Source organism: Bacillus sp. GbtcB10, from assembly GCF_019091365.1.
GTDB lineage: Bacteria > Bacillota > Bacilli > Bacillales > Bacillaceae > Bacillus > Bacillus altitudinis.
Window position 1 is genome coordinate 154,790 of sequence record NZ_JAGXJP010000005.1, and the last position, 19,397, is coordinate 174,186.

The following is a 19,397-nucleotide window of genomic DNA, read 5'->3' on the forward strand; positions in this document are numbered from 1 at the left end:
ATGTCAAGCCATTGCATATTCACCTCTAAATTGGTAAAAAGGAAATAATCAACGCTATAAGGAATATTTCAAGGAAAGAGGGCAACCCATGACTTTACAGCATTATATTGGATCAAACAAAGAACTGCCGCTTGGTACCATTGGTCAAAATCCTACCTATAAACCATTCTCTGAACTCAATATCAGCATGTTTGATAAAAAACAAAAAAAGCATAAAACCTATCAAAAGGAAGATCTTTTGATAGAAGTATTTGAAACAGAAGAGGATTTCGAAGGCATTCATATTGATTATCTAGATCCCGTCTATGAAGAGGTAAGAGACAAATTCACGCATCCTTTTGTTTATGAATTAGGCATCATTCATTCTCTTCGTGCACTTTTTAAATTCATTGAAAAAGAACTGTCAAAAGGAGAAACCATCGAAATCTATTCTTGTCTAGATGGACTCGAAATGAAAGAAAAGGACGATCAATTGGATGTAGAAATTGACCTAAGCAAAAAACGGTTTGGAAAACATATCGATTTTAAAGGGATCGATGAACTGATTGATATGTTTGAATTAGAAAACTTACAATATGTACTAGTGAAGAGGTAGAGGAGAATTGACAAGTTACATCAAAATGCTGTGTTATTAGAGATCGTAGAAGCGTAACCTTGGTTAAGCAAAGATCAATTGAAGTTATGAATAGAAAAGCGAATATAAATGTAACACGGAGGTAGTTGAAGGAACCAAAATCCCCTCAATTACCTCTTTGCAGATCGTCGTAAACTTTTTCAAAAATGTCTATTGGTATTGAATACTTCGTAGTCTTATCATTACGGTAATTAACCACTATATCAATATGATGTTGCTTTTTTTCAAATTCAATAATTGAGTTCTCCCATCTATCTCTAACGGAAATGACACAATTACCGTTTTTCTTTTCCTTTTTCTGATAAACATAATCCATTTTATCTCTGTCCGTTCTCATTATTTTGTATTAGATAAGCGAATAGACGGCATCGATACCCAAAGAAGCTAAATGTCATGATTAAGTTTTAAGAAGTAAAAAAATAATTTCTATCATAAATACCTAATTTATTTACTTTCTGAACATGGAAGGATACCTCAAATCTATTCTTCTCTCCAAACAATAGCTACCCTTCAATTAAACGTTTTAACTTAAGCTCCGTTTCAGTATCCTCAACTGGAGTATAGACACTGCATCTTAAATCAGTATCCCCATACACTTGTAATGAAGTGAGATTAAACAACATTTTCCCTACCTTAGCATGACGAAATTCAATTAATACTTCAGGTGCATAGCTGATCTCATTTTCATTCCATATTTTACGAAACTCAGGATATGCCTGCTCCATTTCTTCTATAAATTGCTCATACCAGTCATCCGCCACATACTGTCCATAATACGTTCTAAATATGGCGATATAGCCTCTTACAAAATGCTCCCAATTCACGGCTAAACTTTTAAATTCCTTTCTTGCGAATAGTAAGCGGATGATATTTCTTTCTGCCGGGATGATTTGTTCAAAGTCCAAAAATACATTAGCTGCTGCTTGATTCCACCCAACAATCTGACTTCTTCTATCAGATATAATCGTTGGACAATAACGAAGCTCCTGCAAAATTTTCACTAAAGCCGGACTGATTTCCTTCTCATTCTCAATGATATAGGATTGTTTCACACCTTCCTCTAACGCTAAAGCGTACAAATATCTCCTTTCATCGTTATTTAATTGTAACGCACTAGAAATCGCATCTAATACCGAAGTAGATACTTTTATATCTCTGCCTTGCTCTAACCATGTATACCAAGTAAGACTCACACCGGCTAGTTGAGCTACTTCTTCTCTTCTGAGCCCTGGTGTTCTTCGGCGGGTTCCTACAGGTAAACCAACCATTTGAGGCGTAATTTTTGAACGTTGGTTTTTTAGAAATTCTGATAATGCTTGAAGTCTTGTTTCAGGTTTCATTCAGATCTCCCTTTAAAATATTATTCATTATACTAGGATAAACAACAACTTGTAATAGGATAACACAATGGCTAAAGTTAATAAAAACAAGGAGGGAATGATCATGAAAAGAGTTGTTATTACTGGAATGGGAGTTATTTCTCCACTTGGAAATGATATAGATAGCTTTTGGAATCAACTCATTAAAGGACAATCGGGAATATCTCACATTGATTCTTTTGATACGACTGATTATAAAACAAAAATAGCTGGAATCGTTCGTGATTTCGATGCAGATGAAATATTAGGGAGAAAAGAAGCAAAACGATTAGATCGTTTTAGTCAGTTTGCCTTAGCAGCAGCCGAACAAGCATTAGAACAATCACAATTACAGTTAGATCAAGTAGATCTTGAACGTTTAGGCGTATATGTTGGTTCAGGAATCGGGGGCATACAATCGCTTGTTGATCAGGTGAATGTATTAGATAAACGAGGTCCCTCGAGAGTAAGCCCTAGCCTTGTCCCCATGATGATTTCAAATGCAGCTGCGGCCCAAATCAGCATCAAATTAGGCGCACAAGGGCCATCATTGTCACCAGTCACAGCTTGTTCTATCGGTAACACTTCTATTGGTGAAGCTTTCAATGCGATCCGAAACGATGAAGCAGATATTATATTTGCCGGTGGAGCAGAAGCTGCCGTCAACCAGATATCTTTGGCTAGTTTTGGAAACGCACACGCACTATCTACTAGAAACCAAGACCCAAGTCGAGCCAGCCGCCCATTCGATACAGATAGAGATGGCTTTGTGATGAGTGAAGGCGCAGGTATCTTAGTATTAGAATCATTAGACAACGCAATTCTTAGAGATGCGCCGATATTATGTGAAGTAGTGGGATACGGAGCTAGTTCAGATGCTCATCATATGGTCGCTTCACACCCAGAAGGTAGGGGTGCCTACTTAGCCATGAAGAAAGCATTGAGAAGTGCAGATATATCAACAAGTGAAATCGATGTTATTAGTGCTCATGCAACAAGTACACAAGTAGGTGATCGTTCAGAAGTTCTAGCGATTAAGAAATTATTTGGTGATCGTTCAGGTGAAATTCCAACAACGGCGAACAAGTCAATGACTGGGCACATGTTTGGTGCTGCTGGCGGAGTAGAAGCGATTGCTTTAGTGGAAAGTTTGAGACGAGGATTGATTCCGCCAACTATTAATGTAGAGAAGCAAGATCCAGATTGTAACTTAGATGTTGTATTGGAAGCGAGACAGCTTCCATTGAAATATGGGCTATCCAATTCTTTTGGTTTTGGAGGACATAATTCAGCCATCTTGTTAAAACATTACGATTGAAGTGATGAAAAGGTGAAATAATGACAAAACAAGGGTTTATAGCCCTTGTTTTTTTCATGATGGGAATACCTCACAGATAAATGATGACGGACCTCAGCTATCTGATATATTAAATGGGGAAAAGAAAATACTTTAAAAAATTGAAAGAGCAGGTGACCCATGCCAAACAACCAAACACCCAACCCACTCATCACGGAAAAATCACCCTACCTCCTTCAACACGCCCACAACCCAGTTCACTGGTACCCGTGGGGACAAGAAGCATTCGACAAAGCGAAACGTGAAAATAAACCGGTGCTTGTCAGCATCGGCTACGCCACTTGCCACTGGTGCCACGTCATGGCACACGAAAGCTTTGAAGATCAACAAGTCGCTGACATCCTAAACGAGCATTTCATTTCAATCAAAGTTGATCGTGAGGAGCGTCCAGATATTGACTCGATGTATATGTCCGTTTGTCAGATGATGACCGGGCAAGGCGGCTGGCCGCTCAACGTGTTTGTCACGCCTGATCAAAAGCCGTTTTATGCGGGGACATACTTTCCAAAAAGAAGTGCTTACGGCCGTCCCGGCTTCATTGAAGCACTGACGCAATTGCTGGATGCGTATCACAACGATCGTGATCATATTGAATCATTGGCAGAAAAGGCAACAAATAATTTACGGATCAAGGCAGCAGGGCAGACAGAAAATACGCTCACTCAGGAGTCGATTCACAAAGCCTATTATCAGCTCATGAGCAGCTTTGATACGCTGTATGGCGGCTTCGGTTCTGCGCCTAAATTTCCCGCACCTCATATGCTCACGTTTCTCATGCGTTATTTTGAATGGACAGGGCAAGAAAATGCGTTATATGCCGTCACAAAAACATTAAATGGCATGGCAAACGGCGGTATTTATGATCATATTGGTTCTGGATTTACTCGATATTCAACGGATGAAAAATGGCTTGTGCCGCATTTTGAAAAGATGCTGTATGATAACGCCTTGCTGATAGATGCCTACACCGAAGCCTATCAAATCACTCAACACCTTGAGTACGAAAAGCTTGTCCAAGACCTCATTCAATTTATCAAACGAGACATGATGAATCGTGATGGCTCTTTTTATTCGGCAATCGATGCCGATTCGGAAGGAAAGGAAGGGCAATATTACGTTTGGACAAAAGAGGAGATCATGACTCATTTAGGTGATGACCTCGGCACTTTATTTTGTGCGGTCTACCACATCACAGAGGAAGGAAATTTTGAAGGACAGAACATCCCTCATACCATTTCCACCTCATTTGATGACATCAAGGCAGCATATTCAATCGACGACCAAACCCTTTATTCTAAACTGCAATTCGCTCGAAACATCTTACTCACTGTAAGACAGCAGCGACCTGCACCGCTGATCGATGACAAGGTACTCACATCGTGGAATGCGCTGATGATCTCCGCACTTGCCAAAGCAGGGAGTGTCTTTCATGAAAAAGAGGCTATCCGCATAGCAAAACAGGCAATGTCTTTTCTAGAAACACACCTCGTCCAGCAGGAACGGCTCATGGTCCGCTACAGGGAAGGGGACGTAAAGCATCTAGGCTTTATCGAGGATTATGCGCACATGCTCACAGCGTATATGTCTTTATACGAAGCGACCTTTGACCTAGATTGGCTGACAAAAGCCAGAGCCGTTGGTGAAAATATGTTTGAACTATTTTGGGATGAGCAAATCGGGGGCTTTTTCTTCTCAGGCTCAGATGCAGAAGCGCTTATCGTTCGTGAAAAAGAAGTATACGACGGGGCCATGCCGTCTGGTAACAGTACTGCACTCCAACACCTTCTGAAACTAAGCAGAATGATCGGACGTCAAGACTGGATCGAAACACTAGAGAAGATGTTCAGCGCCTTTTACGTCGATGTCTCTTCCTATCCAAGCGGACATACCGCCTTTTTACAAGGACTATTAAGCCAATATGCCGTAAAACGAGAAATCATTATTCTCGGGAAAAAGGGCGATCCGCAAAAAGAACAGCTTCTACAAGCATTGCAAAAACGATTCATGCCATTTGATCTCATTTTAACTGCCGAAACAGGGCAAGAACTAGCAAGGCTCGCACCTTTTGCAAAAGATTACAAAACGATCAACGACAGCACGACGGTCTATATTTGTGAAAACTACAGCTGCCGCCAGCCGATCACCAATCTCGACGAAGCGATGGAACAATTATTTCAAATTTAAGCTGTCATATGATGACTATGAGAAGACAAAATGAGGACAAACAGATAAAAAACATGTCAATCCGCTAACAATTCATCTGTACGGTTTTATTTTTCCTCTAAAACGGTTAGAATGCGCACTAGATGTTCTCATACCGAAGGGAGAGAAAATAATTGAAAAAAGTATCATATACACTCATTGCTTGTCTGTTATCAGTGGGGCTTGCAGCCTGCTCATCAAACGATGCGAAACAGGATAAGCAAAACGATTCAGCCAAAAGCAAGGAAACAACACAGGCTGACCAAAAAGAGCAGCAAAAGCAAATGGAAGAGATGCAAAAGAAATTAGACGCACAAAAAATTGATGATCAAAAGGTCGTTGCGACCGTCAACAAAGATAAAATCACAGGCAGTGAATACAATAGCGCCCTATCAACCATTCAAGGTCAACTTCAGCAGTCAGGACAAGACCCAACATCTAAAGAAGGCGCAAAAGCTGTCAAAAAGCAAACCATTGATGCGCTAGTAGGTCAAGAGCTCATCCTGCAAGATGCTGAGAAGAAGGGCTATAAAGCCTCTGACAAACAAGTCGATCAGCAGCTAAAAGAAGAAAAGAAACAATTTAAAGACAATGCTCAATTTGAAGAAGCACTCAAAAAGAGCGGACTGACAATGGATCAGCTGAAAAGTGATATTGCCGACAGCATCAAATACAGCCAATATGTCGACAAAGAAATTAAATCAGCCTCTGTGTCTGAAAAAGACGTCAAAGCGTACTATGACCAATACGCCGAACAAATGAAAAAACAAAAACAAAAAGCACCTGATTTCAAAGACGTCAAATCACAAATCAAGAAGCAGTTAGAATCTCAAGAAAAGCAAAAAGAAGTACAAAAAGAAATTGATCAACTAAAGAAATCTGCAAAAATTGATGTATCAATTTAACCACTATTAAAAATCCGCCATTGTGCGGATTTTTTTCATCACTTCAAGAACTGTTTTTCCAAAATAATGACAAAAGCCTCATCATAAACATCTACTCCATCCGATATGATGGGAGTACAAAAGAAAGCGTTATCAATTCTTTTGTCTCTGAAAAAGTACAAGATCAAAGACAGACCTCGTACTTTTGTTTCAGTCATATCTACAAGAGGAGGATGTTTATGTTCAAATGGTTTAAACCCGCTCCGCATATCGACAGGCTCGATGATGCCAAAACAGACGAAACCTATAAACGGCTGCGTCTGCAAGTCTTTTTGGGGATCTTTATCGGATATGCTGGCTACTATTTGCTGCGCAAAAATTTCGCATTTGCCATCCCTTATTTACAGGAAGAGGGGTTCACAAAAAGTGAATTAGGCTTTGTACTGGCGGCTGTTTCAATCGCTTATGGCTTTAGTAAATTCATTATGGGGATGATCTCAGACCGGTGTAACCCAAGATACTTTTTAGCCGCTGGACTCTTTCTATCAGCTCTTATCAATATTCTTTTTGTCTCATTTCCATGGGTGACATCCAGTGTATGGATCATGTTTTTATTCATGTTCTTAAACGGCTGGTTTCAAGGAATGGGGTGGCCGCCATGCGGACGAACGATGGCGCATTGGTTTTCGGTGAGTGAACGTGGTACGAAAATGTCCATTTGGAACGTCGCTCACAATATCGGCGGGGGGATTCTTGCACCGCTTATTACATTAGGAATTGTTTTGTTTGCGACGTGGAAAAGTATCTTTTTCTTCCCTGCCATCATCGCCATTATCGTCTCCTTCGTCATCATTCTTCTCGTACGGGACACCCCGCAATCCGCTGGTCTTCCGCCAATTGAAGAATACCGAAATGACTATCCGGCACAACAATATGAAGATCAAGAAAAAGAATTAACCGTAAAAGAGATTTTGTTTAAATATGTACTCAACAATAAATTCCTTTGGTATATCGCCATTGCCAACGTCTTTGTGTACTTTGTCCGTTACGGGGTCGTAGACTGGGCACCTACCTATTTAACAGAAGCAAAAGGATTCTCACCAGAGCATTCACGCTGGTCTTATTTCCTTTATGAATATGCAGGCATCCCTGGTACATTATTGTGCGGGTGGATTAGTGACCGCTTCTTTAGAAGCCGCCGCGCACCTGCTGGCGTCCTCTTTATGATCGGCGTATTAATTGCGGTTCTTGTGTACTGGTTAAACCCTGCTGGCAATCCAATGGTTGATAACATTGCCCTCATCAGCATCGGGTTTTTAATTTACGGACCCGTCATGCTCATTGGACTGCAAGCCATTGATCTCGCTCCGAAAAAAGCCGCTGGCACTGCTGCCGGGTTGACAGGATTCTTTGGATATATTGGTGGCTCTGCTTTCGCTAATGCCATGATGGGTGTCGTCGTCGATCACTATGACTGGACAGGAGGTTTCATTTTACTAGTTGGTTCTTGTATCCTTGCGATTGTGTTCCTCGCCATGACATGGAATACAGGAAAGCGCGTAGAGCAAGCTTAATGAAAATCACATAAAAGATTCATCTCCGCCCAACATGCCCTTTACATCTATTTCTTATGATGGAGGCAGTTACCGTAAAAGGAGGATAAAATATGAAGAAAAGTAGATTACTTGCTTTCGTGTTACTCTCTTTTGCTTTACTGTCTTTTGGTTGGGTGCCGACCACCATATCGGCACATGAACATCTTTTATCTCCAGATCGCATTTTAACCGTTGCACACCGCGGAGCATCAGGGTATGCCCCAGAGCATACCCTAGCTTCCTACAAGCTCGCCACAAAGATGAATGCAGATTACCTCGAACTCGACCTTCAAATGACAAAGGATGGACACCTCATCGTCATGCACGATGAAACGGTTGACCGGACGACAAACGGAACAGGCTGGGTCAAAGACCTCACACTTGCCGAAATCAAACAGCTTGATGCCGGTGCATGGTTCAACGAAGCCAACCCCGACAAACAAAATGCCCACTATATTGGACAGCAAGTCCTCACATTAGATGAGGTATTACGCTACTTCGGTAAACGAGAAAATTATTATATTGAAACCAAAAAACCAGACATCTATCCACAAATGGAAGAAAAGCTATTGGCCGTCTTAAAGAAACATCACCTTCTTGGAAAACATACGAGAAAAGGGCAGGTCATCATCCAATCTTTCAGCCAAGAAAGTCTATTAAAATTGCAGAAACTCGCCCCTCGGCTTCCAAAAGTACAGCTATTAGATAGAGCGCAAATGACGTCTATTACAGATGATCAGCTCGACTTCATCAAATCGTATGCAGTGGGGATCGGACCGAATTTTAGAGCTTTGACACTTGAAAATGTACAGCAGGTCAGAAGCCATGGACTCCTCCTTCACCCATATACAGTCAATAGCGAGGCAGATATGACACGGCTTTTGCAGTACGGCGTCACCGGTCTTTTCACCAACTTTCCAGATGTCTTTCAGCGTGTCAAAGCTTCTCTGTAAACGACAAAAGCCTCGCGGTTGTTCCGCAAGGCTTTTGATTATTCCACCGTTTGATCAGAAGAAGCTGTTTCAATCGGTTTTCGTTTACCAATTCCAAATACAAAAAAGCTAAGCGCCACTAAAATCAAGAACCCAATTGCTACAATAAGAGAAATTCGTGTATCCTGATTAATCAGCATAAACACAAGCACCATCAGCAAGAATCCGATTGTCAAATAGTTAGAAAATGGCGCAAGCGGCAGCTTAAACGGATGCTGATCAAGCGCTGCCCCCTTCGCCTTTCTGAAGCCAATGTGACTAATTAAAATCACAAACCAAGGCACCATACCAGGAAGGACACTCGCACTATACACATAAACGAAAATGTTTGGCGGAGAAACGTAATTTAAGACCACCCCAACCGCTAAACCAATCAGCACAGCAAATGTCCCAAAATACGGTACACCATTCTTCGAAATTTTTGTAAAGAAAGCAGGTGCCTGTCCATTCACACCTAATGTATAAAGCATACGTCCCGCACTGAAGATTCCACTATTACAGCCGGACATCGCTGCTGTAATGACAACAAAGTTAATAATACCTGCTGCTGCCGTAATTCCAATTTTCGCAAACGTCGCCACAAATGGACTGCCGAGCGTATTCAGCTGATCCCACGGATACACAGTTACGATGACAAAGATCGCACCGATATAGAAAATCAAAATACGCCAGATGATGCTTTTGATGGCATTTGTCAGCGTCTTTTGCGGATTTTGCGCCTCACCTGCAGTAATCCCAATAAGCTCTACCCCTTGATAGGCAGCAATCACTAGAGACAATGCAAACAAGAAACCGGTAAATCCACCTGTAAAGAATCCGCCATGCGCCCAAAGGTTAGACAAACCAATCGCTGTTCCACCATTGCCAAACCCAAAGAAAATAATGCCTAAACCTGCAATGATCATTAAAATAATCGTCACAATCTTGATCATCGCAAACCAGAATTCAAACTCACCGAATGACTTAACCGAAATCAAGTTGGCCGCACCTAAAATGATCATGGCGATTAATCCCGGAATCCACGCTGGTAAATCAGGGAACCAATATTTCATATAAGCACCTACGGCGATAATCTCAGACATCCCAACAATGACCCACTGGAACCAGTTACTCCAAGCTGTCATATACCCCGCAAGCGGATGAATATATTGATGCCCAAATGTAGCAAAAGATCCCGTACTCGGTTCAAGATACAACATTTCTCCCATCGCACGCATAATAAAAAAGATAAAAATACCACACACTGCGTACGCTAGAAGAACCGATGGACCTGTCCATTGAATGGCTTTAGCTGACCCCATAAATAAGCCAACACCAATTGTGCCGCCAAGCGCGATCATTTGAATATGACGAGCACTTAACCCTCTCTTTAATTCCTTTTGAGCCACTTCCATTCCCCCTCATCAACAAACAACATAAAAAATAAAAAATCAGAATTTTCATTCTGATTCAAAATCTTCAATCTTTCGATGTATATTATCATAATAAATCTACCCTTAAAAAACAATTGTTTTTTTGAGGAAAACACCGTTATTATAATATTCAGATATTTAAATTCCTTAAATTTTGTTATTTGCATATAAAAAGTTAGGAACCTTTTATAACTAAACATATTTTTAAAACACGACCTTCTTCTACTAAATAAAGACCGAACAACGATAATCAAAAAGACATAATCAAATGACTATGCCCTTCAATCATATTCTCATAATATTTCTAAAACACCGTACGCTTAATAAAGACTCTACTGCTTTTTATCTTTTTTTTCTCTAGTAAGAATCTTTATTGTAAATAAGGAGACTAAGCCGATTAATATCAACACGACCTCCATCGTACCGGAAATATGACTAAACTTCAAAAAGGCTATAAGTAGAATAACCATTCCAACACCTATATAAAAGATTAAATTATTATTTTTTTTTGATGAATTCGACATATACTAAATCTCCTTTTTTGTATATTTAAATAAATACAGTTAAAGATTTATATATACAAATAACAGCCGCAATCACAATTATTTGTACATTTGGTTTCTTCTCAACATATCTTAACCACAGACTAACAACAACTAAACCTAGATAAAAGAACGGATTGAAGAAGATATTCGTTGAGAAATTTTCTGCTGTCAGATTATTTGCGTTTGATAACACAATAGTGTCTAACACTTGGTTTACATTTAAAATGAGATTAAATAAACTAGCAATGAAAAAGCTTTTCATCATATTTACTCTAATGTTCATCATGACAGAGCTAATATGAATGAGTAAAGAAACAATCACAACATCTATTAATGACGCTAAAATTAATAGTATAATTGTCATTAAAATCACCGTATTTTCCCCTACATTGATAGATGATTTTTTTAATAAGGGGGCAGAAATAGCATCTGTAATGTAAAGCGATACAATGAAATGAATGAATATAATGACGCTCCAAATGAATAGTAAATTAAGCTTTTCTTTTTTTAACATGTCCATCTCCCTATAAACAAAAGAAGTTCACTATAATAAGAATTCAACCACTGCAGCTAATAACAATAAAGCTGTCCCATAAATAAAGTATCGGATGACTGTATAAATATCTCTCCAAAAATCAAATCTGTGATCAAAAACGAAATATTTCAAAAACAAACTGACTGGATAAATACCGATTTTAAAGAAAAAATAAATTGCAGGAAGTTCAATCACTCCATGCAAAATATGATAAAGAACGTATCCTATATCATGCCCTAACAATAGAGCTCCCTTCATTGTCACTCCAAGCAGATATGCATTTGAAGCGATGAGAAAGGTGGTGAGCAGGCCTGCTGTAACGACACCAACGACAAGAACCATACAGTATAAAAAATTGTTAGTAAAATAAAGGAACACACTATCCTCTACATACATGACATCCGAGGGTGCTTTTTTAGTTATTATAAAACCAATAACACCGAATACTACATGAAGGAGTATAAATGATAGAGTAGAGACTGCTGAAAGTCTAACTTTAATTTTATTTATGAACAATTTCTTCATACTGCTCCTCTAAATAAAAAACCTTATCACATATCCCTCTTAATGTTTCAATTTGATGTGTTGAGAATATAATCGAACATTGTTTGCTCGCAAGTTCTTTAAATTTTTCAATGATCACTTTTTGACTTTTCTCATCAATACCTGTAAGTGGCTCATCTAATAATAAATAATGAATATCTTCATTGATGAGTGCGGCACAAAGCCCCAATTTTTGTTTCATTCCGTGAGAATAATGTTTGATCAATTTATCCTTATTCGGATATAGAGTATAGTCCTTTAAAATACTATGAATCTTTGCAACATCTTTTTTCTTAGAAACAGATTGTATAAATACAAGGTATTCATATCCTGTTAAATATTCATATGATCTAGGTACGTCAGGCACAAACACTACATTTTCCTCGGCCTCTTTCACGATATCACCACTATGTAACTCATAAATACCAGCTAAACATTTTAATAATGTCGATTTACCCGAGCCATTAGAACCAACTACAGCAACAATTTCGCCTGGTATTAACTCTAAATTGATCTTTTCAAAGATCAAACTGTTTCCATAACTAAAAGATGCTTTCTTAATTTGCATTTTTCATTACATCCTTCACCTTGGTATTTCTCAAATACAAGATCGCGACGACGAGAATTGAAATTTGGATCACGATTAACGTCACTATGTACTTTCCTAATTGAAATGGCATCTCCAGACTAAAAATTTCCATGATGAATATAAAGGAAAGCAAAATAGAGATTATGTACAAATAAACATTTTCAAATACGACTGCCTTACTTGAGTTTCCTATTTCATAATCACTCTCTGGATTTATTTTCGGAAAGAGTATGGCACCAATCGTAGCAGCTAGCCCCATATTGATAAATACAAAAACAATTAAAAGAGCAACGCCAGTAATGAATGAATAAGGAATATGTAAGATGACCATAGTTATGACACTAAAGATTACTGGAATCCCAGATAAAATCAAATAGATATATACTTTCTGAACCAAGATTTCATTTAAAGAAATATTCCATGCAGTATTTGGTGGCAATGCAAAAAATTCAATATCAGGGCTAATCACCTTTTTTAAATAATCTGTTATAAAATTTGAGAAAGCCACAGCGATAAATATGATGGATAACAGAATATAGGAATCATTCCCTTTTAATAATAAACTAACCAATACCGGAACTATCGCTAAGGCACATACATGTAGGACATATAAATATTTTAAAAACCTGAGTTTATTGTAGTAAGTTCTTTTTATAAGTAAGATATCTTTGTTAAAGAATACCCTCTTTTTAAACCTCACCTTATGCTGAACAACAGTTTCCTTTGCATTTAATTCTTCTTTACCAATTTTTCGAAACACCTTATGATGGTGAAACACCATAGACAAAATAAATAGAACTAAACAGGTAATTAATAGTTCAGTCAAGATGTTGAATAGATCAAATTGAAAATGATTATAGACTTGTATAATCTCCGATTCGAAATAATGGAAAATGGCTAACAGTACGATATACGCAGTAAAACATACTAAAATGAGCTTGACTAACCGTATATTTTGGCCAATACCTTTTTGAAAGTAGCTTCTATAAAAATGATAAGAAGAAAAGTTCATCACTGTTATAATGATGATTATCACTAATAACACAAAATAAATGATGTTTAATTGATTCTCAACCATAAACATAGGCACAAAAAAAATCAAGGAGAATTTAAAGACAGTTTTACCGAAAAAATAAAAATAAATATGCCGATAAATTTTTCTAAATGATTCTGTTCTATCCACAATTACATTTTGATGTAACGTGTAAATCAAATAATTCTTTATAGGGAAATCTCTCGCATCTATAATTGCTAAGATGCAACATAACGTACTTATAAGGGTCATGTCTAATATACGAGCTTTTAAAACAAAAAATAAACCTATGCCTATTGCAGGATAAATGATGAAAAATCTTAAAGATAGAAATAAATATGTAGCATGACCTAACCATTGTGGTAATGATGCTTCATCTATTTTCTTCCTAAGATACATTTTTTCAAATAGTAAAGCTAATCTCATATATATCACCTAATATAGTGTATTGGGGGAGAAGACAAAGCTTAGTAGTTAATAACTGCTTTTCTTCCCTGTGCCTTTGCTATTGCTTTTAAAGCACCGATTGCTCCAGCTAGAGCAAGTCCTACACCTGTGGCTGCGCCAACAATGCCAATAATAGATGCAATTGTTCCGCCTGCCATAATAAGGTCTGCAATTTTTTCAGCTGTACTTAGTTCAATGCCAAGCTTGGCTACTAAAAAGTTCTGATTAATACTCATAAAAGCAACAGAAGTTACAGCGACCGTTGCGATTAATGACATAAAACCTAATCCAAATAATTTTTTACGTGTTGTTAAGCTCATAAGTATTCCCCTTTTCTTTGATTATTTTCTCCCCCTTATTTATATCTTGTCATTTAAATTGTATAATTTCAACATTAAATACAAATTATATTATAATTAGTAAATTAATACTATTACACTAGATCTATCAATTAAAATGGAAATAAGAATAAAGACTGTTCTTGAAATAGGAGACATTGTAAAAAATAAACCTAAAGACCCCGAAATCATTTCATCAAAAAGATTGTCTACACACTATAATTCTAGTATTTAGTAGCCTTTTATAATACCTAAAAAAGTTGTAACACGGATTAGTTAATTTCAATCAGTTCCATAAGGTAGATCATATCAAAAAAAACTCGTAGAGAATCTTTGTTTCTCTACGAGCTGAGACCGCTCACACGGTCTCCTCAAGCTCAAAATGCAAATTCATCGGCACATCTGGCAGAGCCGAAGCCTCCACCATATTCGTTGTAGGTGTTTTCTCATCCACTTCCTCAAATCGAAAACCGTCAGCCCAGACTGTTCCATGACCACTGAGTAGCACTCCAAAATGAATGGATTCACTGCGCGTAGGAACATCTAATACGATCGCATATTGATTCCATTCCGTAGAATCTGTCACAGGTCGATTCTGCATATTATCAAACTGCACCGTATCACCCTTTCCGTCATCTACCCGCATCCAAATTCCTGCTGAAGATACATTCGCTGTTTTCAAGAAAGCAGAGAGCTTCAACCGCTTGCCTGCATACTCTTTTGCTTGAAACCCTTGCATCATCGTCGCAAACTGTCCATCTTGTACGCCTTCTTTAGATGATAAAACACCTGATTGCTTTCCCGTATGAAACTCTGCTGTATCAACACCCATCTCATACATATGCGGATGTGAACCACTCAAACCCCAGCCAGGTACTGCTTCATGTAATGTCATCGAATCTTCCTCCTTTTTCATTTGCATGTCTCTCATCATCGACCTGTACATTCCGGGAGGTAAGGAATACAGATGCTTAAAAGCACGCGTAAAGGCTTCCTGCGATTGGAATTGTAACGAAAAAGCAATGTCTAAAATCCCCTGATCCGTATACAAAAGAAGCCGTGCAGCCGTAGCCAATCTTCGTTTCCGCACATATTCCCCCATCGACAGCCCGGTTTCTCGTTTAAACACACGCAGCAAATGAAAATGTGAATATCCTACTTTCTCAGGCACCTGTCTCAGCGACAGCTCATCCATCAAATGCGACTCCAAATAAGAAATCACCTCTTGCGTCACCCGACTATACATCATCTCCCTCACCTCTTCTTGATCATAAAACAAATCAGTTCACTCGTTTTGATCAAAATTGCGATGTTTCATCTGTTCAACTCAAACAGAAGCAGAGGGGGAAGAACGCTAACGTGAGCGCTCGTTGTTCGATAGAAACTCCCTCACATCATCTGCGATTTCTTTTGATTTCGTATGATGCAAATAATGGCCGCCTTTGAAAGTAACGACTTTTCCGTGGTCTACATGTTTCAGCAGCTCTTCATGCATTGGTTTCCAGCTTGGTGTTTCTTCCTCCGTTTGATCCGCTAGATAGAAAGCAACAGGGAGCTTCTTAGGGAAATGTAGGCGTTGAGCGTTTTTAAAATTGTTTCTAAAGTTTTCTGCCTCACTCGCTTGGCTTTCATCCAAGAAATTTCGGAAAGTCAGCATTTTAATCTGAGCTTTCGTTTGATCATCTACTTTAGGCATCACCAGTTGATCTGGATTCATTTTCACTATCAATCTGTAAAAGCCGGATTGATGAAGCAGCTGTAAGCTGGAGACTGGCAATTCATCCGTTTCCTGTTTAGGAACACTCGTATCAATGCCGACAAAGGCTTGGACTTCTTTTTCGTATTGATTCACATATTCTAATCCATAAATGCCAGCAATCGAATGACCCATCAGCGTATATTTTTTAATGTTGAGTTTTTGCAAACATTCATGAATCTCATCCACAATGTTTTGACTTGTCCTTACTTTATCTGTGTCGTCACTTAAACCATAACCAAACGGTTCAATCACAACGACTCTATAATCTGGCGATAACTCCTTGACTAACGGTTCAAAATCCAGCACAGGTGAAGCAGTTCCATAGCCTGGGAGAAGGACAATCGTTTCTTTCCCATCGCCTTGAATGAGCACATTCATTTGCTTCCCATCTACCAAGACCTTTTGCCCATAATCTTCTATTTTCCCCTGTTCTCTTTCATTACTAATTAGATTCACAACATAAACACTGGCTACAAATACAACCAAGACAGTCAGAATGGTACATAGAGCAATCAGCATTATTTTCAGTAATTTTTTCAATATTTTTTCTTCCCTTCATGATGAAGTACCCTAGCTTGCATCCGCAGATGAAAGATTAGTATTTTCTTTCACAATAGATAATGCCAATTGTATTTGCACAAACACTTGATACATACATAAACGTAATCGCTATATAAAACCATTCCGTTGGAGATGATAATTCATGAACAAAAGCTTGAATGACAGCAACCAATATATAGGCTAATGCCACACCTACAATTGAAAAACTTCCGGCTTTCGCTAAAATAAATTGACCCCGTTCATCCTGTTTATATTCACGGCTTTTCTTAAATTGAAAGACCGTACTTAAGATAGAAAGGATAATCAGAGAATAAAGTATGATCGTTGTCATCATCGCTGTTGTTCCTCCTTGTCGACCTCTTGAAAAACGTCATATAAATCAACTTCAAATGTTCTCGCAATTTGAAATGCTAGTTGTAAAGACAAAGAATATTTACCATTTTCAATCGCTGCCACAGTTTGACGAGTCACACCTAACTTCTCTGCCAAATCCTTTTGTGTCCAGTCTTTTTCTGCCCGTAATACTTTCATTCTATTTTTAATTTCCATTTCAGATTCCTTTCTTAAAGGATGATTTATTTAACATAATGTTAAAAATAATTAACATTATGTTAAATAACAATAACCTGTTTTCTGCAGGATGTCAATTTCACCGGATGCAAAAAAGAATCATCCATTTTGAAAGACCTACCTCAAAATGAATGATTCTCTATAAATGATGTGATCATCTGATTTAAAACACTTTCCTCTGGTAAATCGCAGTAGAAAGTCCCCAAGACAGCAAGTAAATAAGCATAATCAGCACAACGGACCCAGTGTATAAAATAGGGATTGATAAATTCATGATAAACTCAGTGATCCCACTAAATTGTTCTGCTAAATAGATCACAACAGGTGGCCCCATAGCAGATAATACGATAAAGCCAATGATCACTGCCGTTGTGATATAACCAGGCTTTAAGATATAAAACAATGGAAACGTACATGCTGCGAACAATAAAAACAACCCGCTGCCAATCGCAATATCTGACAGCGAAAACAGCTTCCCAAACACAAATAATGCAGCACTTGTCAGCACGATCGCAATACTCATATAGAAAATGGCGCCAAGATAACGTGATGCGATAATTTCTTTACGTGTATAGGGCAAGGAATTTAATAGAATATTCGTTTCTGCCTTCTCATCATAAGCATATGTGTTAAATGGAATGAAGACACTAGCGACTAGAAACGTTAATACTGGATGGACATCCATGAAAATGAAAAATAAGATAAACGGAATAAAAATAAGTAACTGCTTCTTTTGCAAAATCACATCACGCTTAATTAAATGAAACATGCGCAACCCCGCCTTTCAAATAAAACATGATATCCTCAAGCGACGCCGGTTCAATCACAACCGCATCCCCAAAAATAAGTTTCACCTCATCAATCCGATCTGTTAATGCTTCAAATCCGGCTGCCGTACGCTGAATATGGATAAACGCCTTTTCTGTGTCTCGATCCAGCAAATCCAGGCTCCCCTTCACCAGCGCATAATTCTCCGCCACCTCATGAATCGACTGTTGAAAGACCAATCTTCCATTTTGTATAAACGCAATATAATCCGCGATGCGATCTAAATCAGTCGTCATATGTGTTGAGAAAAAAATCGTTCGATTCCCATCAATCATCAATTCTTGTAACGTACTGAGCAGCTCTCTTCTAAAGACCGGATCTAGCCCAGCAGTTGGTTCATCCATAATAATCAGCTCGGCATGATGCGACAGCGCAATCGCAAGTGACGCCTTCATCTGCATCCCTTTTGAAAATGTTTTAATCGCTTTATTCAGCGGTAGGCCGAACTGTTCAATATATTGATAAAAAAGCTGGTCATCCCAGCGTTTATAGGCAGGTGCCACAATTCGTTTGATGTCTTTTAAATTCAATCCTGGGAAAAAAACGTTAGCATCGTAAACAAAGCCAATTCGTTCCTTAATCTCTTTTTCATGCGTGCGATAATCTAATCCAAAAATTTTAACCTCACCAGAATCTGGTTTTAACAAATTCATGATCATTTTAATCGTGGTCGACTTACCGGCTCCATTTTCTCCAATAAATCCAGTAACAAATCCCTTTTTGACCTGTAAATCAAGATTCTGCACAGAAAAGTCTTTGAACCGTTTTGATACTCCTTTGAATTCAATCACGTGCTCCACTCATCTCACTCCTCATACAAGAACTTTAATAACTGCTGCAATTCATCAAAAGATAAGCCTAATTCCTTGCCGTTTGTAACAACCGCTCCAAGCTGTTCCTCAATCACCTTCAATTTTTTCTCTCTCATGACCTCTAGGTTTTGCTCGGCAACAAACGATCCCTTCCCTACAATCGAATAAATAAATCCTGCCTTCTCTAACTCTTCATATGCACGTTTTGTTGTGATGACGCTGATTTGTAAATCCTTCGCCAGCTTTCGGATAGACGGCAGGGCCGCACCTTCTGCAAGCTCCCCCGTTAAGATCAACGATTTGATTTGCGTCGTAATTTGCTCATAGATAGGCTCCTTAGAATGATTAGAAATCGTAATTTGCATATAAAAAACCTCTTTTTTCTGTACTGGTATTCGCAATG

General features: G+C 38.4%; 21 protein-coding genes. 6 read left to right on the forward strand and 15 right to left on the reverse strand.

All coding sequences use genetic code 11. From position 1 onward, the window contains the following. The first annotated feature begins 88 nt into the window (after positions 1-88). Positions 89-595 (forward strand): hypothetical protein, encoded by a 507-nt coding sequence (locus tag KVT11_RS17205; RefSeq protein WP_017366508.1) that lies wholly within the window; start codon positions 89-91, stop codon positions 593-595. Positions 596-740: 145 nt separating this feature from the next. Here the strand turns inward: KVT11_RS17205 and KVT11_RS21110 are convergent, their stop codons facing one another. Beyond that, positions 741-950 (reverse strand): hypothetical protein, encoded by a 210-nt coding sequence (locus tag KVT11_RS21110; protein ID WP_116307348.1) that lies wholly within the window; start codon positions 948-950, stop codon positions 741-743. A gap of 187 nt (positions 951-1,137) precedes the next feature. Further along, the gene (locus KVT11_RS17210; RefSeq protein WP_008359338.1) at positions 1,138-1,974 is read right to left on the reverse strand and encodes a helix-turn-helix transcriptional regulator; all 837 of its coding nucleotides are present in this window, start codon (positions 1,972-1,974) and stop codon (positions 1,138-1,140) included. Positions 1,975-2,077: 103 nt separating this feature from the next. On the opposite strand from KVT11_RS17210, the gene fabF reads away from it, so the two are divergent. The 5 genes from fabF to KVT11_RS17235 all read left to right on the forward strand — a co-directional run bounded on the left by fabF (position 2,078) and on the right by KVT11_RS17235 (position 8,983). Further along, positions 2,078-3,310: a beta-ketoacyl-ACP synthase II gene (fabF, locus tag KVT11_RS17215; RefSeq protein WP_017366507.1), complete on the forward strand. Its 1,233-nt coding sequence runs from the start codon at positions 2,078-2,080 to the stop codon at positions 3,308-3,310. A gap of 159 nt (positions 3,311-3,469) precedes the next feature. Beyond that, positions 3,470-5,533 (forward strand): thioredoxin domain-containing protein, encoded by a 2,064-nt coding sequence (locus KVT11_RS21355; protein ID WP_210552292.1) that lies wholly within the window; start codon positions 3,470-3,472, stop codon positions 5,531-5,533. Positions 5,534-5,685: 152 nt separating this feature from the next. Further along, positions 5,686-6,456 carry a SurA N-terminal domain-containing protein gene (locus KVT11_RS17225; RefSeq protein WP_035702985.1) on the forward strand — a complete coding sequence of 257 codons (771 nt, stop codon included), beginning with the start codon at positions 5,686-5,688 and terminating at the stop codon, positions 6,454-6,456. A 218-nt stretch (positions 6,457-6,674) separates the two neighbouring features. Continuing rightward, positions 6,675-8,009: a glycerol-3-phosphate transporter gene (gene glpT, locus KVT11_RS17230; protein ID WP_008343899.1), complete on the forward strand. Its 1,335-nt coding sequence runs from the start codon at positions 6,675-6,677 to the stop codon at positions 8,007-8,009. A 92-nt stretch (positions 8,010-8,101) separates the two neighbouring features. After that, positions 8,102-8,983, forward strand: coding sequence for a glycerophosphodiester phosphodiesterase (locus tag KVT11_RS17235; protein ID WP_052321024.1), 882 nt, complete (start codon positions 8,102-8,104; stop codon positions 8,981-8,983). Between the two features lie 38 nt (positions 8,984-9,021). On the opposite strand, the gene KVT11_RS17240 is transcribed toward KVT11_RS17235, so the two are convergent. The 13 genes from KVT11_RS17240 to KVT11_RS17300 all read right to left on the reverse strand — a co-directional run bounded on the left by KVT11_RS17240 (position 9,022) and on the right by KVT11_RS17300 (position 19,359). Further along, complete coding sequence (locus KVT11_RS17240) at positions 9,022-10,410, reverse strand: amino acid permease (RefSeq protein WP_210552291.1); 1,389 nt, start codon at positions 10,408-10,410, stop codon at positions 9,022-9,024. A 573-nt stretch (positions 10,411-10,983) separates the two neighbouring features. Further along, positions 10,984-11,493 (reverse strand): hypothetical protein, encoded by a 510-nt coding sequence (locus KVT11_RS17245; RefSeq protein WP_017366501.1) that lies wholly within the window; start codon positions 11,491-11,493, stop codon positions 10,984-10,986. A 30-nt stretch (positions 11,494-11,523) separates the two neighbouring features. After that, positions 11,524-12,039, reverse strand: a complete 516-nt coding sequence (locus KVT11_RS17250) for a stage II sporulation protein M (RefSeq protein ID WP_017366500.1) — start codon at positions 12,037-12,039, stop codon at positions 11,524-11,526. Next, positions 12,017-12,625 carry an ATP-binding cassette domain-containing protein gene (locus tag KVT11_RS17255; protein WP_017366499.1) on the reverse strand — a complete coding sequence of 203 codons (609 nt, stop codon included), beginning with the start codon at positions 12,623-12,625 and terminating at the stop codon, positions 12,017-12,019. Before KVT11_RS17255 ends, KVT11_RS17250 begins: the two co-directional genes overlap by 23 nt. Beyond that, entirely contained in the window at positions 12,615-14,105 is a 1,491-nt protein-coding gene (locus KVT11_RS17260) for a hypothetical protein (protein WP_017366498.1), read from the reverse strand. Before KVT11_RS17260 ends, KVT11_RS17255 begins: the two co-directional genes overlap by 11 nt. 41 nt (positions 14,106-14,146) lie before the next feature. Further along, on the reverse strand, positions 14,147-14,446 hold the full coding sequence (locus KVT11_RS17265; RefSeq protein WP_017366497.1) for a circular bacteriocin, circularin A/uberolysin family: 300 nt from the start codon (positions 14,444-14,446) through the stop codon (positions 14,147-14,149). A 376-nt stretch (positions 14,447-14,822) separates the two neighbouring features. Beyond that, a complete protein-coding gene (locus tag KVT11_RS17270) occupies positions 14,823-15,713 on the reverse strand; it encodes a helix-turn-helix domain-containing protein (protein WP_116307340.1) in 891 nt (296 codons plus the stop codon). Between the two features lie 105 nt (positions 15,714-15,818). Next, on the reverse strand, positions 15,819-16,763 hold the full coding sequence (locus tag KVT11_RS17275) for an alpha/beta fold hydrolase (protein WP_017366495.1): 945 nt from the start codon (positions 16,761-16,763) through the stop codon (positions 15,819-15,821). A 55-nt stretch (positions 16,764-16,818) separates the two neighbouring features. After that, positions 16,819-17,118: a hypothetical protein gene (locus tag KVT11_RS17280; RefSeq protein WP_017366494.1), complete on the reverse strand. Its 300-nt coding sequence runs from the start codon at positions 17,116-17,118 to the stop codon at positions 16,819-16,821. Then, entirely contained in the window at positions 17,115-17,333 is a 219-nt protein-coding gene (locus KVT11_RS17285; protein ID WP_017366493.1) for a helix-turn-helix transcriptional regulator, read from the reverse strand. Before KVT11_RS17285 ends, KVT11_RS17280 begins: the two co-directional genes overlap by 4 nt. A gap of 184 nt (positions 17,334-17,517) precedes the next feature. Then, on the reverse strand, positions 17,518-18,123 hold the full coding sequence (locus tag KVT11_RS17290; RefSeq protein WP_072367574.1) for an ABC-2 transporter permease: 606 nt from the start codon (positions 18,121-18,123) through the stop codon (positions 17,518-17,520). Next, positions 18,107-18,982, reverse strand: coding sequence for an ABC transporter ATP-binding protein (locus KVT11_RS17295; protein ID WP_116307338.1), 876 nt, complete (start codon positions 18,980-18,982; stop codon positions 18,107-18,109). Before KVT11_RS17295 ends, KVT11_RS17290 begins: the two co-directional genes overlap by 17 nt. 5 nt (positions 18,983-18,987) lie before the next feature. Beyond that, positions 18,988-19,359 carry a GntR family transcriptional regulator gene (locus KVT11_RS17300; RefSeq protein ID WP_017366490.1) on the reverse strand — a complete coding sequence of 124 codons (372 nt, stop codon included), beginning with the start codon at positions 19,357-19,359 and terminating at the stop codon, positions 18,988-18,990. Positions 19,360-19,397 lie beyond the last annotated feature (38 nt).